The sequence below is a fragment of the Klebsiella sp. BIGb0149 genome (assembly GCF_004362605.1).
GTDB classification, from domain to species: Bacteria; Pseudomonadota; Gammaproteobacteria; order Enterobacterales; family Enterobacteriaceae; genus Klebsiella; species Klebsiella terrigena.
The window spans coordinates 365,933-390,729 of record NZ_SNYG01000004.1; the positions used below are offsets into that span (position 1 = coordinate 365,933).

The following is a 24,797-nucleotide window of genomic DNA, read 5'->3' on the forward strand; positions in this document are numbered from 1 at the left end:
TGATGTCCGTGAATACCGCCGAGCCAGAAAATGCGCAACCGGTTGCGCATAAACAAACCAGCGAATTAATCTACCGCCTCGAAGACCGCCCCCCGCTGCCACAAACGCTGTTCGCCGCCTTCCAGCACCTGCTGGCGATGTTTGTTGCGGTGATCACGCCGGCGCTATTAATTTGTCAGGCTCTGGGTCTTCCCGCCCAGGATACCCAGCACATCATCAGCATGTCGCTGTTTGCTTCCGGCGTGGCATCCATTATTCAGATTAAGGCCTGGGGACCGGTCGGCTCCGGGCTGCTCTCCATTCAGGGCACCAGCTTTAACTTCGTCGCCCCGCTGATTATGGGCGGTACCGCGCTAAAAACCGGCGGCGCCGACGTGCCGACGATGATGGCCGCGCTGTTCGGCACCCTGATGCTGGCCAGCTGCACGGAAATGGTCCTCTCCCGCGTTCTGCACCTTGCGCGACGCGTCATTACCCCGCTGGTCTCCGGCGTGGTGGTGATGATTATCGGCCTGTCGCTGATTCAGGTTGGCCTGACCTCCATCGGCGGCGGCTACGCGGCGATGGCCGACCACACCTTCGGCGCGCCGAAAAACCTGCTGCTGGCGGGTATCGTGCTGGGGCTGATCATTATTCTTAACCGCCAGCGCAACCCGTACCTGCGCATCGCTTCGCTGGTTATCGCGATGGCGGCCGGCTACCTGGCGGCCTGGCTGCTCGATATGCTCCCCGCCAATACCGCGGCAACCGACAGCAGCCTGATTATGGTGCCCACCCCGCTCTATTACGGTCTGGGGATTGACTGGAACCTGCTGCTGCCGCTGATGCTGGTGTTTATGATCACCTCCCTGGAAACGATCGGCGATATCACCGCCACTTCCGACGTTTCCGAGCAGCCGGTTTCCGGCCCGCTGTATATGAAGCGACTGAAGGGCGGTGTGTTGGCCAACGGCCTGAACTCGTTTGTCTCCGCGGTATTTAATACCTTCCCGAACTCCTGCTTCGGTCAGAATAACGGCGTGATTCAGCTCACCGGCGTGGCCAGCCGCTACGTTGGTTTTGTGGTGGCGCTGATGCTTATCGTGCTCGGGCTGTTCCCGGCGGTAAGCGGCTTTGTGCAGCATATCCCTGAGCCGGTGCTCGGCGGCGCGACGCTGGTGATGTTCGGCACCATCGCCGCATCCGGCGTGCGCATCGTCTCCCGCGAGCCTCTGAACCGCCGGGCGATCCTGATTATCGCCCTGTCGCTGGCGGTCGGTCTCGGCGTTTCCCAGCAGCCGATGATCCTGCAGTTCGCCCCTGACTGGCTGAAGAACCTGCTCTCCTCCGGTATCGCCGCCGGCGGTATTACGGCGATTGTGCTGAATTTGGTCTTCCCGCCAGAGAAAAACTGATCCCGCCTTGCTCCCCGGCCGCGCACGGCGGTCGGGGCAGCCTGAAGTCTGCCTCTTTTAGCCCCCTCACATCATCTGATTACACAATTCCTGTCTTGAGGATTGCGCATAATTCGGGCATAACAGCCTTATGTGCCTCGCTCAGGATGTAAGACCATGAAATTTCCTGGAAAGTTGATTCTCTGGCTGCTGGCCGTTCTGCTGGTCGCGATCGTTGCCGCCTGGTTCCTGCTACAGACCCACTGGGGCTCGCGTCAGGCCAGCGCCTGGCTGAGCGACGGCACCGGCTGGCAGGTCTCCTTCGATGCGATGGATCACGACTTCTCGGCGCCGCTCCACCTGCAGCTGCAAAACGTGACGTTCGGTCGCGACGGCAAGCCCCCGACGCTGGTTGCCAAAACGGTGGATATCGGTTTTAGCACCCGCCAGTTCAGCGATCCGCTGCATGCCGATGAGATTGTGCTCAGCGACGGGACGTTAAACCTCTCCCCCTCCTCCGCCTCTCTGCCTTTTGCCGCCGACCGCCTGCAGCTGCGCAATATGGCGTTTAACAGCCCGGAAACCGGCTGGGACCTCAGCGCGCAGCGGGTGACCGGCGGCGTCAGCCCGTGGGCGCCGGAAGCGGGCAACGTGCTGGGCAAAAAAACGCAGATTCAGATGAGCGCGGGCTCGCTGACTCTTAACGGGGTTGAGGCCAGCAACGTCCTGATTCAGGGAAGCATTGATAATGGCGAAGTCACGCTGTCCACTCTCGGCGCCGATATTGCCCGCGGAACGCTAACCGGCAACGCTAAACGCGGCGCCGACGGCAGCTGGCTGGTTGATAATCTGCAGCTGAATGAAACCCGCCTGCAGAGCGATAAAGCGCTGGCGGACTTCTTCGCTCCGCTGACCACCGTCCCTTCGCTGCAAATTGGTCGCCTCGATGTGACCGATGCCAGCCTGCAGGGAACCGACTGGGCGGTCACCGGCCTGGACCTCAGCCTGCGCAATCTGACCTTAAGCCACGGCGACTGGCAGAGCGAGGACGGTACCCTATCGATGAACGCCAGCGAATTCATTAACGGCTCGCTGCACTTCCTCGATCCAATCCTTAATGCCGAATTCTCGCCGCAGGGTATCGCCCTGCGTCAGTTTACCTCGCGCTGGGAAGGCGGGATGGTGCGCACCTCCGGCCGCTGGCTGCGCGACGGCAAGGCGCTGGTGCTGGATGACACCGCCTTTGCCGGGCTGGAATATACTCTGCCGGAAAACTGGAAACAGCTGTGGATGGAGCCGCTGCCGGCCTGGTTACAGAGCCTGACGCTGAAGAAATTCGGCGCCAGCCGCAACCTGGTTATCGATATCGACCCGCAGTTCCCCTGGCAGGTCACCGCCCTTGACGGCTACGGCGGCGAGCTGCAGCTGGTGAAGGATCGGCGCTGGGGCGTATGGAACGGCAGCGCGACGCTCAACGCCGCCGCCGCGACCTTTAACCGCGTTGACGTCCGGCGCCCGTCGCTTAAGCTGAGCGCCAACGCCTCAACGGTCAATATCAACGAGCTTAGCGCCTTTACCGAGCGCGGTATTTTACAGGCCACCGCCGCGGTGTCGCAGCTTCCCCAGCGCCAGGTTAACCTCAGCCTGAACGGGCGCGGCGTACCGCTGAACGTTCTGCAGGCGTGGGGCTGGCCCGCGCTGCCGGTTTCCGGTGACGGCAATTTCCAGCTAACCGCCAGCGGCAGCGTGCTGGCCGATGCGCCGCTCAGGCCGACGGTGAACGGCCAGCTCAGCGCGACCAATATGGAAAAACAGCAGGTTGCGCAGGTGATGCGCAGCGGCGAGGTAAGCGGCGCCCAGCCCGCGCCCGTCACGCCTTAATTTCCTCGTCCTCCAGCCTTCTCCCTGCCGGGAGAAGGCCTCCTGATATTTCCCGCCCCCGAAACCTGTTGCCATTTTGCGGCTGTTTGTGCCTATTTCCCGCAACCTGTTCCTTTCAAATAGCAGAATTGCTATAACCAAAATACTGGAAGTCAAAAAAATAATTAAAGTCCCTGTAGCTACAAAAATAAAAGGAACAACTATGTCCGCAATACGTCAACATGCGCTGGAGAATATGCAAAAATTCTCCAGAGCGATGATCGGTGCAGTATTGTTCTTGCCGGTCATCGGTTTAATTCTGGCGCTCAGTTCTGTCTTAACTAACCCAACATTAATTTCTGAAACCAGTTTTTTACATCAGCTTGGTCAACTGCTCGGCGATACCTTCTGGCCATTATTCGGCAATCTCGGATTACTGTTTTGCGTTGGTATTAGCTACGGCCTGGCAAAAGATAAAAAAACGGAAGTGGCGCTGGTTTCGGTAATGTGTTTTATCATGTTTCTGGGGGCCAACCACTCGTGGCTGGAGCATACTCACGGGATTGCCGAAAAAATTAACGGCGAATATTACGGTACCGGCCAGACGCAGATCTTAGGGTTCGTGGTGGTCGATATGGGGGTATTCCTCGGCATTATTCTCGGCTGCACCATCGCCTGGGTACATAATAAAGTCTCGACCATTGAGCTGCCCGGCGCGCTGTCGATGTACGGCGGCGCGAAGCTGACCCTGGTGGCAATGACGCCCGTTATCATCTTCTATGCGATCGCCTTCACCTGGATCTGGCCGTTTATGACCCACGGCATCGCGGCGTTAACCGGGTTTATGAAAAACGCCGGCGTCGCGGGCGTCTTCGTCTACGGCTTCTTTGAAAAATTCCTTATCCCCACCGGCCTGCATCATTTCGTGTGGTCGCCGTTCCAGCTGACGCAGATCGGCGGCACGCTGAACGTTGACGGTCAGGTCGTTTCCGGCACCCAGGCCATTTTCCTCGCCTATATGCGCCATCCGGACCTCACCCCGGTGATGAACGAAGCCCTGCGCTTCTCCCAGCAGGGAATGACCACGATTTTCGGCCTGGCCGGCGCCTCGCTGGCGTTTTACCACACCGCGAAGCCTGAGAAGAAAATGCTGGCCAAAGCGATTCTGCTGCCCGCCATTATCACCTCGATGCTGACCGGGATTACCGAGCCCATTGAGTTCACTTTCCTGTTTGTTTCGCCGCTGCTGTGGGTGATCCACGCGACGTTAACCGCCGCCTCGCAGGCAATTTGCGACATCTTCACCGTTCGTCCGTGGGGCGCATCCGGGCTGATCGAATTCCTGATTTATAACCTGCCGCTGCCGGTTTCGCTCACGCGCTGGCCAGGCTATGTGCTTATCGGTATCGGACAGTTTTCCGTCTACTACGTTATTTTCCGCACCCTGGTGGTAAAACTGAATTTGAAAACGCCGGGCCGCGAAGACGATGAAAATGTGAAGCTATATAGCAAAGCGGATTATCGTAAAAAGATGAACGATAAGTCGGCGGTCACCGATGAAATTATTAATGGCTTAGGCGGTAAGGATAATATTATTTCCGTTGATAACTGCTTCACCCGCCTGCGGGTCGCTATTAAAAATATGCAACTGGTTGACGATGATATATTGAAAAGCACCGGCGCCAACGGCGTAGTGCGCAACAGAAATGAAGTACAGGTTATTTATGGCGTCAAGGTGGGACAGGTTCGTTCCCGGGTTGATAGCTGGCTCGCAGAAAATTAATCAGGAGTTATTTATGAAATTAACCGTATTAGGCGGGGGCGGCGTTCGCTCCGCGTTTCTGGCAAAATCACTGGCTTATAACGCGCACCGCATTGGTTTAACGGAAGTGGTATTTCTCGACAGCTCCGCAGATAACCTGGCCGTCTTTGGCGAGATCGCCCGCTACGTCTTCCAGGCTATCCGCCCGGATATTCACTTTAGCGTTACCCGCGATCCGGTCGCCGCGCTGACGAATACCAACTACGTTATTACCACCCTGCGGGTTGGTGGCGACGAGAGCCGTATTCGCGACGAGCGCATTGCGCTTGAGCATAATACGTTAGGCCAGGAAACCACCGGCGCCGGCGGTTTTGCCATGGCGATGCGTTCAATACCGGCGATTCTAGACTACTGCCGCCTCATCGAAGAGCACGCCGCCGAGGACGCGATCCTGTTTAACTTCACCAATCCGTCGGGGCTGGTGACCGAGGCGATTATCAAGTCGGGCTTTAAGCGCCGGGTGTACGGTATCTGCGATGCGCCGTCGGAGCTGATTCGCGAGCTGCCGGAGATCCTCGGCTGCGACGAGCGCGACCTTGGCGTCGAGTGCTACGGCCTGAACCACTTCTCGTGGTTTACCCACTTCACGGTGCGCGGCGAGGACGTGACCGAACGCCTGATCGCCAGCCCGGATCTGTATCGTAAAACGGCGATGCAGTATTTCTCGCCCGAGCTGGTTGAACTGTGCGACAAGCAGCTGCTGAACGAATATCTCTACTATTACTACTACCGCGAGGTGGCGTTAAAAGCGATTCAGGAAGCGCCGGAAACCCGCGGGGAGCAGATCGCCCGCATCAACCGCGATATGCGCGATGAGCTGCAAACCGTTGACGTACGGGCCAACCCGGAAGCGGCGTTCAATATCTGGATGAAGCACTACCTGCGCCGGGAAAACAGCTATATGCAGAATGAGTCGCAGCAGGAGAAGTTCCATACCCGCGAGCCGCTTACCCTGCAGCAGTTTATCGAAGAGCCGGACACCGGCGGCTACGCGGGCGTGGCGCTGGATATCCTGGAGGCGGTCAACAGCACCACCACCAAGCGTATCGTGGTGTCGATATCCAATAATGACACCCTCGACTTCCTGCGCCCGGATGATGTGATTGAGATTAGCTGCGATCTGAGCAAAGACGGCCTGAAGCCGGTCACCCCGGCGCACGTGCCGACGGCGCAGAAGAACATGATCGCCAGCGTCAAAGAGTATGAACGCCTGGCGGTGGCGGCGATCCTGCAGCGGGATAAGTCGCTGGCGATACGGGCGCTGATGGCCCACCCGCTGGTCGGCTCCTGGTCGCTGGCGCAGAAGCTGGTTAACGCCTACCTCGACGATAAGCTGGTTGCCGACTGGCGGTAATCACCCCCAGCCTCCGGGCTGCAGCCTCAACGCCGCAGCCCGGAAACGCTGCGGCGCCGCGTCTAGAGGGCGTCGCCCGCCCTGCCTTTTGCGGTCTGAATAAACCACATCTTCAGAAAGCGCTCAAAGCCCAATATGCAGTAGCCGAAAAACGGGTTGCTCCAGTAAATATCGTCATCAAACTTCTGCGGGTCGTGGATAATAAATGCGGTATCCGCCGCCTGGGCCAGCGGGCTTTGATAGTCGCCGGTAAAGCAGACCAGGTTAATCTCTTTGCCCTCCAGCGCCTTCACCCAATTTAGCGCCGAGCTGCTGCGCCCGGATTTAGAAATTATCCAGATCGAGTCAAATTTGGCGGCGTTTTTCTGTTCGAGAATTTCATAATCAGGCCACAGCGCGAGGCTGGCGTTTACGCCGGTCACCAGAAACTTATTATAAATATATTGCGCAATCAGCTGCGAGAAGCCGCTGCCGTGGATCAGGATGCGGTGCTGCTGCAGGCTTTCCAGCAGCGGGGTGACCTGCTCCGCCGGCAGAATGCTCATATAGTCGATGTCGTTGGTAACATCGAGCTTAGGCATGGTGATATTGAATTTAATAAAATAGACCAGCTCCAGCCAGCCGCTGAACTTGAGCTTCTTTGCCAGACGCACCAGTGAGGAAGGATTGCTGTAGCAGCGCTCGGCGACGGCGCGGATCCCCTCCCGCACGCAGCGTTCGGGATCGTGCTGAATAGAGCGCAGGACGGTCATTTCCGTTTTACTCAGCTTAACGTCACGAAAGATGTTTTCTAAATCCATTCCGGGCTCCTCTCAGCGGCAGATTACGCTATCACCGAACGGCGATAGTGTCTGTGGGGTGAGTCACCGCAATGAAACGGAAATTACCTTTTTCAAATAAATGGAATAAAAAAACCCTTTCATCGCTGCCGTATCGGGGGGGCGGTCAGAAGGAAAAACGGCGAAGTCGGCCACCCAACGGAGCGGCGCTTCAGGCTTTTCTGAACGCCAGCGGCATCATGCACAGCATCTTTTCAGGCTTTTTTGACGGGCAAATCGACGCAGCAACCCCTGCGAAGACGATATTGCGCTAACGGGCGAGAATGTAAAAAAGTGTAAGCCACGGATTTTGAAAGGGTTTGACCAGGAGTGTTCTGTAAAGTCCAGTTTTAACAGTAAAAAAGTGCGTTTAGGTATGTGGTAAATGACTGAAAGTAGCTATAATGCGCCCCGCCTCCATGTAGCAATCGAGGCGCGGAAGATCGTCATCTCCGGTGAGGTGGCTGGACTTCAAATCCAGTTGGGGCCGCCAGCGGTCCCGGGCAGGTTCAACTCCTGTGATCTTCCGCCAGTTGCTCTCCTCTACACCATTTGATGGTGAATTCTGTGCCAGGCGCGGGTATCACTCTTTCAATCCGTCATTAAAATCGATTCTGCATTCAGCCTATTTTCGACCTTTTCGCTTTCTCCCATCCAGGCGTAGAATTTAACCTTTAGCTTTCAGCGCCATGCATGACCGTTTGGCAAATGACTTCGGATGTTGCGCGAGGAAAACCAGAGCCTGCCCTGGCCGGTAAAAACAGCAGGGGCCTCCCTGCCCCACCTCATCAGAAGTAATACCCAATATTGACGTTAGTGCGGAAATACCATTTGCCGCTGCCCTCGGATTCGGTGCTGGTCCAGCCCGTGGCGTTCAGCGCGCCGCCCCAGGGGTTGGCATTCTTCGCCCAGCTGAGGTCGACCCACAGCATCACCGGCAGGGCGAATACCTGCACCCCAAGGGTATTCATCTGCGAATCCTGCCAGCCGCTTTTGTCTTTCCACAGCACGCTGTAGTCGTTATAGAAACGCAGCTTTGACACCGAGCCCCACTTCACATCGACGTCGCGAGCAAGGTTTAGCGACGCGGTGGTAGCCTTAGCCGGGATAAGATAGGCCGGCGTCAGGCCGTTGCCGCCCATCAGGATCGTATCGTCGCTAACGCCCGCGGGATTCTTAGGATCGTACTGATAGCGAATCACCTGCGACGTGAGCTGCCACGGCCCGTTGTGCACCATTCCGTGCAGGCCTGCCGCCCAGAAGGTGCCGTCATCGTCCGTTTCGCGATTGTGCAGACGCGCCAGCGCCAGGGAGCCGCCCAGCTCGTTACTCCAGCCTCCGCCGCGAAAATCCCTGGCGATGCGGACGTTAACCTGATCGCGCTTCTCGTTACGCTGCTGATGCTGGCTCGGGTAAATGGTGTTCTTCAGGCGGCTGTAGTCGCCCACCTCCGGCGCATAGCGCAGATTTTCCGGCTCCATCCACGGAAAATAGGCCATATCCAGCGACCAGTTATTATCATGATATTGATAGTTCACCCCGCTGCCGGCATTGACGCCAAAGCCTAAATAAAAGGGAATGCCGTAAGACCAGCCGAATTGCGGATAGGGTTCAAGGCCAAAAGGTTTACCCGGAATACCGAGCGTAATATTGTTATTATCGTTTAAACGATAGCCCACATAGGCCCGGTCGACGGCATATTTATGGTGATCCTGAAACCAGAAGCCGGCGTCAAAGAAATAGTTATTATAAAACCCGCTGCTGTCGATACGAAAGGTATCAAAACGTAGATGCGGCGGGTGGCGATAATTACTGCCGTGCCAGTCTTCATAGCGGTAGTTGGCCCGCAGGGCGCCGCCGAAATCCACGCCGGCAAGATTATCGGCGCTGCGCCAGCCGAGATGCGGAAACGGCTTTCCTTGCTCCGCCTGCGCGAAGCCCCCGGTACACGCGCCCAGCAGCAGCGTGATGATAATTTTACGCATAGCACATGCCTCACTTTATATTTTAATAAGCAACAGCAGTCCGCCGCCGCTAAATAGCGGCGTTTTTAATTAATTTGTCTCAGCGGTGAAACAATCAGCTAAATATCGCGATGATGATATTTTTGTCTCAAATATGAAACTCTGTTTATTATTTGATATAAAGAAAGTCGCACGCAGCGTGGCGTGAGTCAAGGCGTAAACTTTGCGCTATAACGCAATATTATTATTCATTACTTCAGGAATTAATATTTTTGAAGTTCACGCAAAATTATTCTCAAATATGAAACAGCGGAGGCCGGACTGTCCGATCCTTGTTGGGCAAGCGATTTTCTCTTTTTGAATATAACTCTTATCGCCGCCGGACCGTTTTTCCCCGGCCGGTGCCGGTCTATCCTCGACGCATTCAACCGATGAACCCATTCGCAAACCGGAGAGTATATGAAAGCAATCGCGATTACCCGCGCAGCGGCAGAAGGCCGCAATATCCCCTTTTTAAGCGCCATCGAGCTGCCGGTTCCTACCGCCGAGGGCCATGACCTGCTGGTTGAGGTAAAGGCCATTTCCGTTAACCCGGTGGACACCAAGGTACGCGCCGGATTCGATGCCGATACGCCGCGGGTGCTGGGCTGGGATGCGGTTGGCACGGTCAAAGCCGTTGGCGATGCGGTCACCCTGTTCGCGCCGGGCGATGAGGTCTGGTACGCCGGCGCGCTGGGCCGCCCGGGAAGCAATCAGGAATTTCAGCTGGTGGACGAACGGATCGTCGCCCTGAAGCCTCGCTCGCTGGATAACGCTTCCGCGGCCGCCCTGCCGCTCACCGCTATTACCGCCTGGGAATTGTTATTCGATCGCCTGGGCGTCCAGGAGGGCGGCAATACGGGCGACACGCTGCTGATCGTCGGCGCGGCGGGCGGCGTCGGCTCCATCCTTACCCAGCTGGCTCGCAGACTGACCGGGATGACGGTGATCGGGACGGCGTCGCGCCCGGAGAGCCAGAAATGGGTGCTGGACGCCGGCGCGCATCACGTAATTGACCACAGTAAGCCGCTGAGCGAAGAGCTGGCCCGTATCGGGGTGAAGGCAGTGACCCACGTCGCCAGCCTGAACAACACCGAACAGCACTATTCGCAGCTGATTGATGCCCTCGCGCCGCAGGGTAAACTGGCGCTGATCGACGATCCGCAAACCCTCGACGCCCGGCCGCTGAAGGCCAAAAGCATCTCGCTGCACTGGGAGTTTATGTTTACCCGCTCAATGTTTGAAACGTCGGATATCATTGCCCAGCATCGGCTGCTGACCCGCGTCGCCGCGCTGATTGATGATAAAACGATTAAAACCACGCTCGGCGCACACTACGGCGCGATCACCGCGGAGAATCTGCAGAAAGCCCACGTTCAGCTCGAAACCGGCCGCGCGGTGGGCAAAATCGTGCTGGAAGGGTTCTAAGATGACGGCGGAAGCAATCTCTATCATTGCGGTACTGAAAGCGCAGCCGGGAAAAGCCGAGACGCTGCGCCAGGCCCTTCGGGCGCTGCTGCTGCCGACCCGCCAGGAGCCGGGCAACGTCAATTATGCCCTGTTCCAGCTGCGCGATACGCCGGATACCTTCTACATGCGCGAGTCCTGGCGCGGCCAGGCGGCGCTGGAGGAGCACATCGCCCTGCCGCATTTCCAGGCGTTTATCGCGCAGATGGACGACCTGCTGGCCGAGCCGCTGCGCCTGGATTATCTGACGGCTGTTGAATAATAATTCTCGGATTTCCCGTAACCGGGGGATCCGAAAACGTCTGTCATATCCCCCCATAATCAACGCCCTCACTCCCCCCGTCTATTTACCGCTGCTAAATTAATCGATAAGGAATATATTGTTCAGGTCACAGCATATTTTCCATTCAATTTCCAGCCCAGGAATCTAAACTGTGATACTCGTCAATTTATTACAAATTTTTTCATGTTTATTCTTCGGAGCATTCTGATATGATTGTGCGAATAATAAATATGATTTCGTACTATTTACAGATGCCTGGCAGCCCTAAGCCTCCTTCACAAAGCTGCTATCGTGCTCATGATAACGAGAATCATAAAATCCTGCCATGCAGGTGGACTGACGGTCCTTTCATTAAATTAATATAACTAATTCATGTGTTAAGCACATTTAAAACTCAAGTTGATTATTAAAAAATAATAATTCAGGAATGATCATGTATAAAATATTATGCATAAGGGGTGGCATTGAAACTCTCTGATGTATTAAAAAAAGACAGCAATAACATAGATTTATTTAGAGTTATTGCGGCTTGTATGGTGATTTATGGTCATGCTTACGCGATCTCACCCCAACCCGGTAAGAGTGATTTCATCAGCCACCTTATCCCTTCAGACTACTCAGGTTCAATTGCGGTAAAAGTATTCTTCTTTCTGAGCGGCCTGGTTGTTACTAACTCATTGATGAATAATGGAGACCTGGTCAGATTTGCGATTTCTCGCCTCTTCCGAATTTGGCCTGCGCTCATTCTGTCAAGCCTGGTGACCGCGTTTGTTATTGGCCCGATGTTAACTTCGCTTTCGGCGACGGAGTATTTATCCCAGCCAGAGGTCTATAGTTACACGTGGAATATCGCGACGATGGTTCCGCAGTTTACCCTTCCCGGATTATTTTCCACAAACCCGTATCCAAATGTCGTCAACGGCTCACTGTGGACCATCCCGTACGAGGTGTTTGCCTATGTGCTGCTGTTTTCTCTATACGCAACAGGGCTACTGAAGGCAAAGACGCTGACCTTCCTGCTCTTTGGCCTCATTCTGGTCGAGCCCTTTTTGACAGCCAGAATACTGTTCCCTTGGGTGATACCTAACCCTGAGGTCGATTTTCTTTCTCCCTGCTTTGCATTTGGCGCAATGATGGCCCTGAACCGCGAAGCTATAGAGATAAAAATTAGTCACTGCGTAGGATTCGCAACGTTATATTATATTTTTAACGGCACGATGTACGCCCCCTATTTCGCATATGCATCTATTTTCTTAGCGTTGCTCTATATCTCATCACATAAAACAATTTTACGCCTGAAGCCCAAAGCAGATATCTCCTACGGGGTCTATTTATGGGGCTTCCCGGTGCAACAGATAATAGCGAGCTACTTTAAGGACCACGGCATTCTCTTCAATCAGCTCGCTTCACTTGTTGTGGCACTCATTCTGGGCTATCTGTCATGGCATTTGTGCGAAAAACATTTTATCCGCTACGGTTCAGCGCTAGCGTCCTTTATTAAGCGAGCCAGGCCGCCGGTACTACATATACCCACGAATCACGATCTTGGAACCTAGCCCATACGCTCCTGTCCTGTAAAACGCCGCTAAGCCGGCGTTTTTTTATTTTGACGCCTCCCGCCCGGCGCTGGCCAGGCTACGCTTAGCGTTGCCGCGCAAAAAACACGCACCTCCCTCCGCCCTATTCAGCAAGTTTATTCAGAAGAGGTTTCGCTATGCAGATCAACGCTATTGGTACTAACTCCGCCAGCCAGCCGCTGGCCGCGATGGCCATCTCCCGCCGCGAGCCGGGGCCACACGATGTGCAGATCGCCATCGACTACTGCGGCGTCTGTCACTCCGACCTGCACCAGGCCCGCTCCGAATGGGCCGGGACGATCTATCCCTGCGTGCCGGGGCATGAAATCGTCGGCCGGGTCACCGCCGTCGGCGAACACGTCTCCGGCCACGCGGTGGGCGACCTGGTGGGCGTCGGCTGTATGGTCGACAGCTGTCAGCAGTGCGAAGAGTGCGAGGAAGGGCTGGAAAACTACTGTGACCACACGGTGCTCACCTATAACGGCCCCACTCAGGATGCGCCCGGCCATACGCTGGGCGGCTACTCCCAGCAAATCGTCGTTCACGAGCGCTACGTGCTGCGCGTGCGCCACCCGCAGGAGCAGCTGGCCGCCGTAGCGCCGCTGCTGTGCGCCGGTATCACCACATACTCGCCGCTGCGCCACTGGAACGTCGGGCCGGGCAAAAAAGTAGGCATCGTAGGCATCGGCGGGCTGGGACACATGGGGATCAAGTTGGCCCACGCCATGGGTGCCCACGTGGTGGCCTTTACCACCTCTGAATCCAAGCGCGACGCGGCCAGAGAGCTGGGGGCGGACGAAGTGGTCGTATCGCGCAACGAGGCGGAGATGGCGGCGCACGTCAAAAGCTTCGACTTTATTCTCAACACCGTGGCGGCCCCACACAATCTCGATGCCTTCACCACGCTGCTTAAACGCGACGGTACCCTGACTCTGGTGGGCGCGCCGGCAACTCCGCACCCGTCGCCGGAAGTGTTTAACCTGATATTTCGTCGTCGGTCGATTGCCGGGTCGATGATTGGCGGGATCCCGGAAACCCAGGAGATGCTCGATTTCTGCGCCGAACACGGCATCGTCGCCGATATTGAGCTGATCCGCGGAGATCGGATCAACGAAGCGTGGGAAAGGATGGTCAACGGCGACGTCAAATATCGCTTCGTGATCGACATCGCCACCCTCGCCGGCTAAGCCCCGCGGCGAAAGGTCCGCCGCCACTCCGCCGGGCTGACGCCGAAGCGGGACTTAAACTGCTGGCGCCAGGTGACGGCGGAGCGAAATCCGACCATTTCCGCCACCTGCTCAACGGGCATCTCGCCCGCTTCCAGCAGGATCTGGCTGCGCCGCAGCCGCTCGGCGGTGAGCCAGTCGGCAATGCTCATCCCGGTGGCCTTTGCAAAATGACGGGTCAGGGTGCGGCGGCTCATCGCCACCACCTGCGCCAGCGAATCGAGATTATGCGCTTCGTGAATATGCTGCTGGAGATACTCAAGCAGGCAGTTAATGCGCGCATCGCGGGTGCTTTTCGGCACCGGCTGGGCGATAAACTGCGCCTGGCCGCCTTCGCGATGGGGCGGAACGATCATCCGCCGGGCAATCTGGTTGGCCGCCAGGCTGCCGAAGCGCTGGCGAATAATATACAGGCAGCAGTCGAGCGCCGCCGCGGTGCCCGCGGAGGTGATTATCCGCCGGTCATCGACGTACAGCGCGTTGATATCCAGCTGCACCTGCGGAAAAAGACGCTGAAAATCCTGCTCAAACTCCCAGTGGGTCGCCGCCCGCCTGCCGTCCAGCAGCCCGGCATAGCCCAGCACAAATGCCCCCAGACAGAGACCAACAATTTCGGCGCCGTTATCCCGCGCCCGCACCAGGCTATCGAGCAGGGCCTGCGGCGGGCGCTGATTCACCGCGCCCCAGTAGGGCACCACCACAATATCCGCCCGCTCAAGGGCGGTAAAATCATCCCGGGCGTGAAGCGCAAAGCCGTCGCGGGCGGCCAGCAGCCCCGGCCGCTCGGCGCACAGACGCAGGTTAAAACGCTTGGTTTCTGACACGCTGTCGCCAAACAGCATGCAGGGAACGGAGTAGTGAAACGGGCTAAACCCTTCCACCGCGACAATCGCCACTTCGGTTAATTTCATCGCTGCCTCCCCTCCCGGCCAGGAGCTTAAAATACCACGCTTTCCCCATCCTGCGGGATGCTGACCACCCCGGCAATCTGGTTATCAGCCACGTACTCACTCAGCTCCCGGCGGCTCAGCAGGCAGTGGTTCACCGCTTCCATATGGCCGACGACGATCTGCGCCTCCGGCAGGGTAAAGTGCGTTTTCAGCACGTCTTCTTTGCCCATGATGATCGGCCCAAAGCCGATGACGTGGGCATACCCGGCATTCAGCACTACCACATCGGGGCGCAGGCGGATCATGTCGGCTTCGATTTCATCGCGCCAGATGGTGTCCCCCACCAGCCACAGAGTCTTCTCATGCGGATGACGCAGCACCACGCCGCAGGCTTCGCCCAGGCGCTCCGCCATCGCCGGCACGGCGTAGGTGCGATCGCTCCCGTGCTGCCCGGAGGTGGTTTTCAGCAGGGTCACACCAGCAAATTCGCTGCTCTCAGACAGCAGGCGAATATCGCTAAATCCCTGGCCGCGCAGCAGCCGGGCATCGGCCTCATGCTGGACAAAAACCGGCAGCGCCTTGGGGATCGCGGCGATCGCCGCCTCGTCCCAGTGATCCTCATGGGTATGGGTCACAATCACGGCGTCGACATCAATAATGACAGAGAGCGGTAAAGGCAGCGCCACCAGCGGGTTACGCAGCTCGCTGCGGGCGGTGCCGGCAAATCCCGGCCAGGCGGCCTTATCCGCCAGCATCGGGTCGATGAGGAATTTCTTACCTGCGTATTCAATAAGTTGGGTCGCGTTACGGATGTGGGTGATGTTCATGATGCTCGTTCCTCTTCGGGGTAATCTGGCGAACATCGTACGTCCCACAAGCCTGGCGCAATATGGGCATTCGGGCAATGATCGATGAGATTGGGCCAACTTTCCCCGCTTGCCAGCCGCCGCCGGCTATGCTGTGCTGAACGCTCAATTTTCTGGAGAAGTGGCCCCGATGAAAAAGAGACTGACCGCCGCCGATATGCACGACGCCGAAGTGATTGCCCATACCCCGTGGTTCAGTATGCGCAAGGTGGCTATCGACGTCACCGCCGACGAACGCCGCGACTTTTACGCCATCCACTACCCGCGCCCGGCGGTTGGCATTGTAGCAATGCAGCAGGGTAAAGTGCTGCTGATCCGCCACTACCGCTATCTGATTGACCAGGTGGTGTGGGCCATCCCGTCAGGCGGCATCGATGAAGGCGAAGAGCCGCGGACGGCCGCCCTGCGTGAGCTGCGCGAGGAGACCGGCTGGCAGGCCAAAAACGCCGAAGAGATAATCCGCTATAACCCCTCCTACGGCAGCAGCGACCAGCTGTTCATCACCTGGCTTGCCCGCGATCTGGAGTACGTCGGAATGGACGCCGATCAGGATGAGGTGATGGAAACCGGCTGGTTTACCTTCGAAGAGATCTGGGAGCTGATCGCCCGCGGCGAGATGCCGGACGGGCTATCGCTGGTGCCGCTGCTGCACCTGATGGCGCAGCAGCGCGGTGGTTTAGCGTAGCGGCTTAAGCATGCGCCAGCGGAACCACAGCTGGGCAACGAGGATCAGCACGCCGCCGACAATCTTCTGCAGCGGCAGCTGTTCGTGATACCACAGGGCGGCGGCAATCACCGTCAGCAGCGGTTCCAGCACCATAATAATCGCCGCGCTGGCAACCGCCGCGTACTTCTGCCCCTTCATCTGCAGGCCGAAGCGCAGGCTGGTGGCGATAACGATACTGGCGAGCAGCCAGCCGAAAGTGGGCAGGGTAAACGGCCGATCCCAGCTTTCAACCGCTGCCGAGATCGCCAGCCCCACCAGCCCGGTGATCCCCAGCTGCACGGCAGTCAGCGGGATCAGCGGCACCTCGCGGGCGCAGCGGCTGGTGTAGCAGAACCAGATTGACTGCACCAGCGCGGTAAGCAGAAACCAGCCCTGGCTGGGGTGGAAGGCAATCGGCATATGCAGGCTCAGCAGGCCAAGACCAACGATCGCCAGCGGCAGGCACTCCCAGTATGCGCGCGCCGGACGCGTTTTCATCATCGCCCACGCGGTCAGCGGTACAAACAGCATCGACAGGCTCATGATAAACGCCCCCTCGCCCAGCGACGGCGTGGTCGATACCGCGTAAATCCACAGGCACAGGTTTAGCGCAAACCACAGGCCGCTGATGAGTATCGGCGGCCACTGCCGTTTCTCGACGCGAAAACCGCGGCAGAAAGGCAGCAGCAGCAGCGCGGCGAAAAAGAAGCGCAGGCCGAGGAAGGCAAAAACCGGCATCCCGGCGATGGCTTCACGCGAAAATATCCACCCGCACGCGGCGATGACCGTGGCGGCGACCAGCAGCACATCCGCCTGACGTTGCCGAATCATATACACCTCTCCCAGTGTCAGTCATTACCAGCCCGGCACCGCGCCGCCGTTGAAGATCGTCTCCGCCGCCTTCGCCACTTCCGGCGACTGGTAGGACTGCATGAACTCCTTCACGTTCTGCGCATCTTTATTGTCTTCGCGGGTGACGATGATGTTCACGTAGGGCGAGTTTTTATCCTCGATAAAAATGCCGTCGCGCACCGGAGAGAGCCCGGTTTGCTGGAGATAGGTGGTGCTGATGATCGCCACATCGACCTTGGGATCGTCGATCACCCGCGGCAGCTGCGCGCCTTCGAGCTCCATAATTTTCAGGCTATGCGGGTTGGCGGTGATATCGATTGCTGTCGGCAGCAGCCCGGTGCCCTCTTTGAGGGTAATCAGCTTCTGCTGCTGCAGCAGAAGCAGCGCGCGGCCGAGGTTGGTAGGATCGTTAGGAATGGCGATGGTCGCCCCGTCCTTGAGGTCAGCGACCGATTTAATCTTGCGCGAGTAGCCCGCCATCGGGAACACGAAGGTGTTACCGACCGCCACCAGATGATAGCCGTGGGCTTTATTATCCTGTTCGAGGAACGGCCGGTGCTGGAAGACGTTGGCATCCAGATCCCCGGCGTTAGTCGACTCGTTCGGCAGCAGGGAGCCGCTAAAACCAACCAGCTCAACGTCGAGGCCATACTTCTCTTTCGCCACCTTCTTCGCCACTTCCGCCACATCCTGTTCAGCGCCGTTAATAACGCCAACTTTAATGTGTTTTGCATCGCCGTCTTGCCGATCGCAACCCGCCAGCAGCAGGCCCGCCAGCACCACCGCGGCGGCTGTCCGTAAACGCAATTTCATTATCTTCACCCTGTTAGTCCATTAGAAAGTCATTATTATTTTCGTACGAAACTATAACGGCTTTATGGTCGGCTTTTAAACATCAAAAGCAGCAACAGGAAATAAAATCATCTGCTGAATTTAGCCTCATGGGCCAGCAGCCACTCTTTGCGCGCCAGGCCGCCGCCGTAGCCGGTGAGTGAGCCATCTTTGCCGATAATTCGGTGGCAGGGAATAATAATCGCCAGCCGGTTGGCGCCGTTGGCGTTGGCCACCGCCCGCACCGCCCCCGCGTTGCCCATCAGCGCGGCAAGCCCTTGATAATGTTCGGTCGTGCCGTAAGGTACCGCCCGCAGCTGTTGCCAGACCGCCTGCTGAAAATCGCTGCCCGGCGCGTCAAGAGTCAGGGAGAAGCGCTGCCGCTGGCCGGCAAAGTACTCCCCTATCTCCGCCACAGCCTGGCGCGTATGGGCGTTTTCCCCGGCAATAATATTGGCCGCCAGCAGGCGCTGAAGGTCGCGAAATTCGCTTTCCAGCATCCGCCGGTCGACAAACTCCAGCAGGCAAACTCCGCGCTCGGTGGCGCAAACAAACATCGGCCCGATGGGGGTGGTAAAGCGGTGGATCAGGATCACCCGCCCCGCTTTGCTCGGCGCCCGGCCGGTGAGCTTTTTGCAGGTATAGCCGAAGCCGCTGAGCGAATCGTAGCCGCTGTCAAACGCCACGTCGGTCGCGCTGCGCCCGCCCTGTAGCTCCTGCAGGGCGGTATTGACCCGCAGCATCCGCTGGAAGGCCTGAAAGGTCATGCCGTAGTTCTGGCTAAACCAGCGCCGCATGCGCTCCGGGCTGATGTGCTGCTGGCGCAGCTGGTCATCGGTGATCCGCACCTTCGGCGCGGCGCGCAGCTGCTGCATCACCTGCTCCACCATCGGCGGCGCGGAGCTGGCGTTTTCCGTCGGCCGACAAATCTTACACGGGCGAAAGCCGGCGCTGAGCGCGGCTTTAAAATCGCTATAAAACTCCACGTTTTCCCGCTTTGGCTTGCGGGCGCGGCAGGTGGCGATGCAGAACACGCCGGTGGTTTTCACGCCGACGTAAAAAAGCCCGGCGTATTGGGATGAGCGGGCCACCAGCGCCTCATACCAGGTATCGCATAACCCTTTATCAGTCACCTGCATTGCGGAATACCCCTTTAAACGATTGCTGCTGCCGCACGTTATGTAGCAGAGAGCGCAGATACCCCTGCAGGGCGCTATGCAGCGCGTTGCCCATAGAAATCCGCTTCACTCCGAGACGAGTCAGCTGGTCAATATCGGGCAGCGCGGGCAGCGCCATGACGTTCAGCGGCAGAGCAACCGCCGCCGCTATCGCCGCAATATCCGCCGCCTCGGTAACACAAGGGACAAACAGGCCGTCAGCCCCATTTCGCGCATACAGCTGACCTCGGGCAACCGTCTCAGCCAGCGCCTGCGGTCGGTTAAGCAAAAACGGATCGGTACGAATATTAAGAAACAACGCGACGCCCGCCTGCTCCAGTCCGGTTTTGACCGCCCGCAGGCGGTGGGCATAGGTTTCAGCATCCACCAGGCGCCGCTCACCGTCGGCCACCAGGCTGTCCTCGAGATTAACGCCTGCCACGCCGGTTTGCGCCAGCGCGCGCAGATTATCTACCACCTCTGCGACGCTGGCGCCATACCCGAACTCCATATCCACGCTCAGCGGCAGAGCAACCTGCTCGCGGATACGCGTGACGAGCAAGAGCAGCTCAGCAAACGAGAGCTCTTCACCATCGTTATAGCCAAAGGTGTTGGCAATCGCGGCGCTGGAAGTGCCCAGAGCCGAATAGCCCGCTGCAGCCGCGGCTCTGGCGCTGGGGACATCCCAGACGTTAGCCAGCAGCACCGGCGTGGCCTGGTGATGTTGTTGTGCGAAATCCATATGTCCTCCGGTTTTGTTGTTATGCGCAGGATTCTGGGGCTTCTGCCCTAAAGACGACAACCGAAAACCGGACGACTATTTTCTCCTGAACCGGCGTCACCACTCGCCGGACACCATTCTGTTCACCAACATGGTGAATCGGGTTAACGATACGGTCGTCGATTTCCCGCAAGCCGATTAACCCGTAAGTTAACGCCTGCTTTACAGCCCCAGAGCGCTAAGCCCCGGATGGTCATCAGGGCGGCGGCCCTGGGGCCAGTGGAACAGGCGTTCGTTTTCAGCGATCGGCAGATCGTTGATGCAGGCGTAGCGCGTGCACATCAGGCCGTGCTCATCAAACTCCCAGTTTTCATTGCCGTACGAGCGGAACCAGTTGCCGCTGTCGTCATGCCACTCGTAGGCAAAGCGCACCGCAATGCGGTTATCGCTCCACGCCCACAGCTCCTTAATCAGCCGGTACTCCTGCTCTTTACGCCATTTGCGCTGCAGGAAGCCGACGATTTCCGCGCGCCCGTGCACAAACTCGCTGCGGTTGCGCCATTCGCTATCGGGGGTATAGGCCAGCGCCACCTTCTGCGCATCGCGGCTGTTCCAGCCGTCTTCGGCGGCACGTACCTTTTGCGCCGCGCTTTCGCGGGTAAACGGCGGCAGCGGCGGGCGTTGTTCAGTCATGATCTTCTCCTGTGCGGGTTAACTGCTGCAGGCGCTGATTCTCCTGCTCAAGGTCGTGAATACGCTGCTGCAGCGTCTGGCTATATTCCGCCACCTGCTGCGCGCTATAGCGCGGCGTAATGTGCTGCGGACAGTTCCAGTCGAACGCCTGCAGATGAAAGCGAAAAATGCGCTCAACGCGGCTACGGTAGTTTTCCGGCTTCACCCGGGCCAGCAGCGCGGGATCGTCATCCGCCGCCAGCACCTCAACGGTGGCGTAGATTTTCAGCCTGGCACGGCGCGGGTAATCCATCAAAAACAGGCACGCCCTGGCGCTTCCCCGCAGGTTGCCTGTGCTGATGTACTGCCGGTTGCCGCTAAAATCAGCCATTGCCAGGGTGGTCTCATCCAGCAGATGCAGAAAGCCGGGCGGCCCGCCGCGGTGCTGGATATAGGGCCAGCCGGTTTGCGAAACGGTCGCCAGATAAAAGCTGTCCCGGGAGGTAATCATCGCTTCCTCGCTGGCGGTAAAGCGGTCCGCCTGACGGTGGCCGTGGGGCGATTGCCACAGCCCGTCGCTGCCCATTTCATGCTGGACATCCATCACATCCGGGGTGATGGCAATACCAAGAAAGTCACCGGTCATAGATCCTCCGCGCCTTGTATCACTGCCAACAGCATGGACTCTACTGCGACAAATGATAATACTGGTGATATGGCAATCATCTTTCCGTAAGGCGGGATAATAATGGACCGATTAAGCGCGATGGCGCTGCTGGTGAAGGTTACCGAACTGGGCAGTATGTCGGCGGCGGCACGCGCGCTGAACACGCCGCTGACCACCGTCAGCCGCAACATTGCTGAGCTGGAGAGCGCGCTCGGCGCGCGCCTGCTGACCCGCACCACCCGCCGGCTTACGCTAACCGATGCCGGCGTGGAGTACGTCGCCGCCGCGCGGCGGATCCTGGAAGAGGTGGAGAACGCCGAGCGGCAGGCGGCGGGCGAGTATCTGCAGCCCAAAGGCGAGCTGGTGATCGCCGCGCCGACGATGTTCGGTCGCGTGCACGTTTTGCCGGTGGTGAGCGATTTTCTCGCCCGTTACCCGCAAATTAACGTTCGTTTGCTGCTCAGCGACCGTAACGTTGACCTGATAGACGACCACGTCGATCTGGCGGTGCGCATTGGCACCCTGCCGGATAGCGGCATGGTGGCCACCCGCCTCGGGGAGATGCGCATTGTTACCTGCGCCCAGCCGCTGCTGCTGGCAAAGCACGGCGTGCCGCAGCGCCCTCGCGAGCTGGCCGGGCTGCCGATTATTGCTATTGAATCGCCGATGCCCTACAGCGGCTGGCGGTTTCGCGCCGCCGAAGCGGCAGACCAGCTGGTAACCCTGCGCGCCGTGCTGTCGGTCACCACCCCCGAAAGCGCCGCTGACGCCGCCCGGCTCGGGGTTGGCGTGGCGCGGCTGCTGCACTATCAGGCCATCGACGGCCTGACCCGCGGCGAGCTGCAGCTCATTCTGGAATCAGTCGAACCCGAGCCGACGCCGGTGCACCTGCTGTATACCAGCCGGGATCTGGCCCCGCTCAAGCTGCGCAAGTTCCTCAGCTTCGCCGCGCCGGCGCTACGCCGGGCGCTGCTGCGCATCGCCGGAACCGCCTAGCGTGCCGCCTTTTTCAGCGGCACCTCTTTCAGCAGCCACGAGAGCACAAAGGCAACGGCCATAATGCAGGCGGCCATCAGGAAGGCGGCGTGAATGGCCGCGCCGAAGGCGTCGAGATAATCAAGGCGGATCGCCGTCGGCAGGTTTTGTACCGCCTCCGGGTTTAGCGCCCTGGGCAGCTCGGCGCCCTCCGGCAGCAGGCGCTGGAGGTTATTCTGCAGCACGTGGGTAAATACCGCGCCGAACAGCGCCACGCCTATCGATCCGCCAATCGAGCGAAACAGCGTCACCCCCGAGGTGGCCACGCCGTACATCTGCGCCGGCATCGCGTTCTGCACCGCCAGCACCAGCACCTGCATCACCAGCCCCAGGCCCGCCCCCAGCACGCCGGTAAACAGATACAGCTGCCACATCGGCGAATGGATCGTAATGCGGGTCAGCAGCACCATCCCCACCACGCCCAGCAGGGTGCCGAGGATCGGGAACAGGCGGTATTTACCGGTACGGCTGATAATCCGCCCGCTGACGATCGACGTCAGCAGCAGGCCGCCCATCAGCGGGATCAGCTGCAGCCCGGCTTCGGTCGGGGTCGCCGCCTTCACCACCTGCAGATAGAGCGGCAGGAAGGTCACCGAGCCAAATAGCGCCATGCCGATCACAAAACCAATCATGCTGCACAGCAGAAAGGTGCGGTTGCGGAACAGCGAGAGCGGAATAATCGGCTCCACGGCCACCCGTTCCTCATAAAGAAAGCCAATAATGCCCACGACGCCAAAGGCCAGAATGCACCACAGCTGCGGGTCATTCCACGGCCGCACGCTGCCGCCTTCGGAGGTGAAGAGGATAATGCACAGCAGCGCCATGCTCAGGTAAAACGCCCCCAGCCAGTCGATCTGGTGCGCGCTGCGCTTATTACTGCTGTGGAATACCGCCCCGATCACCAGCAGAGCAAACAGCCCCAGCGGCAGGTTGATATAAAAAATCCAGCGCCAGGAGGCGTGCTGCACCAGAAAACCGCCGATCAGCGGCCCGATGACCGTCGCCAGGCCGAACACGCCGCCGAAGAGGCCCTGATAGCGGCCGCGGTTTGCCGGAGGGATCACGTCGGCGACCGCCGCCATGCTGATCACCATCAGGCCGCCGCCGCCCAGCCCCTGCAGCGCGCGCATCAGCACCAGCTGCGTCATATTCTGCGCCAGGCCGCACAGCGCCGAGCCGACGAGGAACAGCACGATCGCCACCTGGAGCACGATTTTTCGCCCGAACAGATCGCCGAATTTGCCGTACAGCGGCACCACGATGGTTGAGCTCAGGATATAGGCCGTGACCACCCACGAGAGCTTATCCAGCCCGCCGAGTTCGCCGACAATGGTCGGCAGCGCGGTCGACACGATGGTCTGGTCCAGCGCCGACAGCAGCATCACCAGCAGGAGCGCGCTGAACAGCAGGCGGATCGACGGCGCCGGCCGGGCGGCGATTTCAGATGTCATAGCAACACTCGCTTGTAATTAATTAAATGCATAATTAATATTTAGGGAAATGATGAATCAGGTCAAGAGACAGTGAAGAAATGACAGCACAAAAAGACCATGATGCGCCGCGCCGCCCAGGCCGTCCGCGCGGCAAAAAGCCGGGCACCGCTAACCGTGAACAGCTGATGGATATCGCGCTGGCGCTGTTTGCCCGCCAGGGCATCGCCCGGACGTCGCTGAACGCCATCGCCAAAGAGGCCGGGGTCACGCCGGCGATGCTGCATTACTATTTCGACTCGCGGGAGATATTAGTCGACCAGCTGCTGGAAGAGCGCTTTATGCCGCTGCGCAGCGAAATCAGCAAAATTTTTATCGCCCATCCGCAAGATCCGCTGACCGCGTTTACCCTGCTGATTGAGGCGCTCGCCGCGCTGGCGGAGCAAAACGACTGGTTTGCGCCGCTATGGATGCAGGAGATGATCGGCGAAATGCCGGTGCTGCGTCAGCATATGCACGCCCGCTTTGGCGACGATAAGTATCACCGGATGCTGGAGACCATAGGCCGCTGGCAGCAGGAGGGGAAACTCAACCCGGCCCTGTCGCCGGAGCTGCTGTTCACCAGCCTGATTAGCCTGGTGCTGGTGCCCTATTCGCGCATTCGCACCGATCCGCGCTTAAAAACGATGTCCCGGCAAACCATCGTCAGCCACGCGCTGGCGATGATCCAGCAGGGGATTGGCGGCTAATATCCGCGTCGGTGGCGGCCTTACAGCGCCTTCGAGAGATAATGACGTTCCATGCCAGGGTGCGGGAAATCAGGCAGCGACATCTGCAGCCGGTAGCCCTGTTTTTGATAAAACGGCAGGGCCTGGAAGCTGAAGGTGTCCACCAGCACGTGGTTACACCCCTCTTCGCGCGCCTGCTTTTCCGCCGCACGCATCAGCTCGCCGCCCAGCCCGCTACCGCGCGAGGCTTCGCTGACCCACAGGTACTCAATACACAGCCAGTTCGCCTTTCTTTTGGCGATCAGACCGCCCTGCATCTCCCCCGCCCGATCGCGGAGATAGATCCCCAGTTCACCAAACTGCGTCGGGTCCAGGTAGCGCAGGTTGTATTCCCGTAGACCCGCCAGCAGCTCATCACGATCCGCGGGATTAATGCTGGTTGTCATTATTAAAGCCATT

Annotated in this window: 24 protein-coding genes, 1 tRNA gene and 1 pseudogene; 14 read left to right on the plus strand and 12 right to left on the minus strand. The window is 58.6% G+C overall.

The genetic code is table 11. The annotated features are described in order from the left end of the window. The first annotated feature begins 2 nt into the window (after nucleotides 1-2). From EDF75_RS16650 to EDF75_RS16665, 4 genes are all read left to right on the plus strand, one after another. Nucleotides 3-1,394, plus strand: coding sequence for a nucleobase:cation symporter-2 family protein (locus EDF75_RS16650; protein WP_133600202.1), 1,392 nt, complete (start codon nucleotides 3-5; stop codon nucleotides 1,392-1,394). 156 nt (nucleotides 1,395-1,550) lie between these two features. Next, nucleotides 1,551-3,254 carry an AsmA family protein gene (locus EDF75_RS16655; RefSeq protein WP_133600203.1) on the plus strand — a complete coding sequence of 568 codons (1,704 nt, stop codon included), beginning with the start codon at nucleotides 1,551-1,553 and terminating at the stop codon, nucleotides 3,252-3,254. Between the two features lie 202 nt (nucleotides 3,255-3,456). Continuing rightward, nucleotides 3,457-5,016, plus strand: a complete 1,560-nt coding sequence (locus EDF75_RS16660; RefSeq protein ID WP_133600204.1) for a PTS transporter subunit EIIC — start codon at nucleotides 3,457-3,459, stop codon at nucleotides 5,014-5,016. 13 nt (nucleotides 5,017-5,029) lie between these two features. Beyond that, a complete protein-coding gene (locus tag EDF75_RS16665; protein WP_133600205.1) occupies nucleotides 5,030-6,409 on the plus strand; it encodes a family 4 glycosyl hydrolase in 1,380 nt (459 codons plus the stop codon). A gap of 62 nt (nucleotides 6,410-6,471) precedes the next feature. Here EDF75_RS16665 and EDF75_RS16670 read toward each other — a convergent pair whose 3' ends face one another. Further along, on the minus strand, nucleotides 6,472-7,209 hold the full coding sequence (locus EDF75_RS16670) for a MurR/RpiR family transcriptional regulator (RefSeq protein WP_133600206.1): 738 nt from the start codon (nucleotides 7,207-7,209) through the stop codon (nucleotides 6,472-6,474). A 71-nt stretch (nucleotides 7,210-7,280) separates the two neighbouring features. Here EDF75_RS16670 and EDF75_RS16675 point away from each other — a divergent pair, with 71 nt between their 5' ends. Further along, nucleotides 7,281-7,502: a hypothetical protein gene (locus tag EDF75_RS16675; protein WP_133600207.1), complete on the plus strand. Its 222-nt coding sequence runs from the start codon at nucleotides 7,281-7,283 to the stop codon at nucleotides 7,500-7,502. A gap of 162 nt (nucleotides 7,503-7,664) precedes the next feature. Then, nucleotides 7,665-7,759 (plus strand) — tRNA-Sec (locus EDF75_RS16680). A gap of 256 nt (nucleotides 7,760-8,015) precedes the next feature. Here EDF75_RS16680 and EDF75_RS16685 read toward each other — a convergent pair. Beyond that, nucleotides 8,016-9,212, minus strand: a complete 1,197-nt coding sequence (locus EDF75_RS16685) for a porin family protein (RefSeq protein WP_133600208.1) — start codon at nucleotides 9,210-9,212, stop codon at nucleotides 8,016-8,018. 438 nt (nucleotides 9,213-9,650) lie between these two features. Between EDF75_RS16685 and EDF75_RS16690 the strand changes: the two genes are divergently transcribed. The 4 genes from EDF75_RS16690 (at nucleotide 9,651) to EDF75_RS16705 (ending at nucleotide 13,744) form a co-directional block, all read left to right on the plus strand. Further along, entirely contained in the window at nucleotides 9,651-10,658 is a 1,008-nt protein-coding gene (locus tag EDF75_RS16690; protein WP_133600209.1) for a zinc-binding alcohol dehydrogenase family protein, read from the plus strand. A gap of 1 nt (nucleotide 10,659) precedes the next feature. Beyond that, complete coding sequence (locus tag EDF75_RS16695; RefSeq protein WP_133600210.1) at nucleotides 10,660-10,959, plus strand: putative quinol monooxygenase; 300 nt, start codon at nucleotides 10,660-10,662, stop codon at nucleotides 10,957-10,959. Nucleotides 10,960-11,444: 485 nt separating this feature from the next. Then, nucleotides 11,445-12,536, plus strand: coding sequence for an acyltransferase family protein (locus tag EDF75_RS16700; RefSeq protein ID WP_133600211.1), 1,092 nt, complete (start codon nucleotides 11,445-11,447; stop codon nucleotides 12,534-12,536). A 158-nt stretch (nucleotides 12,537-12,694) separates the two neighbouring features. Beyond that, nucleotides 12,695-13,744 (plus strand): NAD(P)-dependent alcohol dehydrogenase, encoded by a 1,050-nt coding sequence (locus tag EDF75_RS16705; protein WP_133600212.1) that lies wholly within the window; start codon nucleotides 12,695-12,697, stop codon nucleotides 13,742-13,744. Here the strand turns inward: EDF75_RS16705 and EDF75_RS16710 are convergent. Together EDF75_RS16710 and EDF75_RS16715 are read right to left on the minus strand one after the other, a co-directional pair. After that, nucleotides 13,741-14,694, minus strand: coding sequence for a GlxA family transcriptional regulator (locus EDF75_RS16710; protein ID WP_133600213.1), 954 nt, complete (start codon nucleotides 14,692-14,694; stop codon nucleotides 13,741-13,743). The two genes, EDF75_RS16705 and EDF75_RS16710, sit on opposite strands and share 4 nt — an antisense overlap. 26 nt (nucleotides 14,695-14,720) lie before the next feature. Further along, entirely contained in the window at nucleotides 14,721-15,500 is a 780-nt protein-coding gene (locus EDF75_RS16715) for an MBL fold metallo-hydrolase (protein WP_133600214.1), read from the minus strand. A 169-nt stretch (nucleotides 15,501-15,669) separates the two neighbouring features. Between EDF75_RS16715 and EDF75_RS16720 the strand changes: the two genes are divergently transcribed. Continuing rightward, nucleotides 15,670-16,224, plus strand: a complete 555-nt coding sequence (locus EDF75_RS16720) for an NUDIX domain-containing protein (protein WP_133600215.1) — start codon at nucleotides 15,670-15,672, stop codon at nucleotides 16,222-16,224. Here the strand turns inward: EDF75_RS16720 and EDF75_RS16725 are convergent. The 4 genes from EDF75_RS16725 to EDF75_RS16740 form a co-directional block, all read right to left on the minus strand. Further along, entirely contained in the window at nucleotides 16,216-17,076 is an 861-nt protein-coding gene (locus tag EDF75_RS16725) for a DMT family transporter (RefSeq protein ID WP_133600216.1), read from the minus strand. The two genes, EDF75_RS16720 and EDF75_RS16725, sit on opposite strands and share 9 nt — an antisense overlap. Nucleotides 17,077-17,100: 24 nt before the next feature. After that, entirely contained in the window at nucleotides 17,101-17,910 is an 810-nt protein-coding gene (nlpA, locus tag EDF75_RS16730; RefSeq protein ID WP_095102549.1) for a lipoprotein NlpA, read from the minus strand. A gap of 107 nt (nucleotides 17,911-18,017) precedes the next feature. Further along, a complete protein-coding gene (locus EDF75_RS16735; RefSeq protein ID WP_095102546.1) occupies nucleotides 18,018-19,067 on the minus strand; it encodes a bifunctional transcriptional activator/DNA repair enzyme AdaA in 1,050 nt (349 codons plus the stop codon). After that, nucleotides 19,054-19,827 carry an isocitrate lyase/PEP mutase family protein gene (locus tag EDF75_RS16740; protein WP_133600217.1) on the minus strand — a complete coding sequence of 258 codons (774 nt, stop codon included), beginning with the start codon at nucleotides 19,825-19,827 and terminating at the stop codon, nucleotides 19,054-19,056. Before EDF75_RS16740 ends, EDF75_RS16735 begins: the two co-directional genes overlap by 14 nt. A gap of 115 nt (nucleotides 19,828-19,942) precedes the next feature. Here EDF75_RS16740 and EDF75_RS16745 point away from each other — a divergent pair. Further along, a pseudogene (locus EDF75_RS16745) lies at nucleotides 19,943-20,008 on the plus strand (carboxymuconolactone decarboxylase family protein); the annotation flags it as partial. A 20-nt stretch (nucleotides 20,009-20,028) separates the two neighbouring features. Here EDF75_RS16745 and EDF75_RS16750 read toward each other — a convergent pair. Next, nucleotides 20,029-20,499, minus strand: coding sequence for a nuclear transport factor 2 family protein (locus EDF75_RS16750; protein WP_133600218.1), 471 nt, complete (start codon nucleotides 20,497-20,499; stop codon nucleotides 20,029-20,031). Continuing rightward, entirely contained in the window at nucleotides 20,492-21,124 is a 633-nt protein-coding gene (locus tag EDF75_RS16755; RefSeq protein ID WP_133600219.1) for a pyridoxamine 5'-phosphate oxidase family protein, read from the minus strand. The genes EDF75_RS16750 and EDF75_RS16755 overlap by 8 nt, the downstream gene beginning before the upstream one ends. A gap of 102 nt (nucleotides 21,125-21,226) precedes the next feature. On the opposite strand from EDF75_RS16755, the gene EDF75_RS16760 reads away from it, so the two are divergent. Further along, nucleotides 21,227-22,141 (plus strand): LysR substrate-binding domain-containing protein, encoded by a 915-nt coding sequence (locus EDF75_RS16760; protein WP_133600220.1) that lies wholly within the window; start codon nucleotides 21,227-21,229, stop codon nucleotides 22,139-22,141. Here EDF75_RS16760 and EDF75_RS16765 read toward each other — a convergent pair. After that, nucleotides 22,138-23,631, minus strand: a complete 1,494-nt coding sequence (locus EDF75_RS16765) for an MDR family MFS transporter (RefSeq protein WP_133600221.1) — start codon at nucleotides 23,629-23,631, stop codon at nucleotides 22,138-22,140. The two genes, EDF75_RS16760 and EDF75_RS16765, sit on opposite strands and share 4 nt — an antisense overlap. Before the next feature lie 80 nt (nucleotides 23,632-23,711). On the opposite strand from EDF75_RS16765, the gene EDF75_RS16770 reads away from it, so the two are divergent. After that, on the plus strand, nucleotides 23,712-24,359 hold the full coding sequence (locus EDF75_RS16770; protein WP_133600222.1) for a TetR/AcrR family transcriptional regulator: 648 nt from the start codon (nucleotides 23,712-23,714) through the stop codon (nucleotides 24,357-24,359). A 20-nt stretch (nucleotides 24,360-24,379) separates the two neighbouring features. Here the strand turns inward: EDF75_RS16770 and EDF75_RS16775 are convergent, their stop codons facing one another. Next, nucleotides 24,380-24,796, minus strand: a complete 417-nt coding sequence (locus EDF75_RS16775) for a GNAT family N-acetyltransferase (RefSeq protein ID WP_045853790.1) — start codon at nucleotides 24,794-24,796, stop codon at nucleotides 24,380-24,382. Between the last annotated feature and the right edge of the window lies 1 nt (nucleotide 24,797).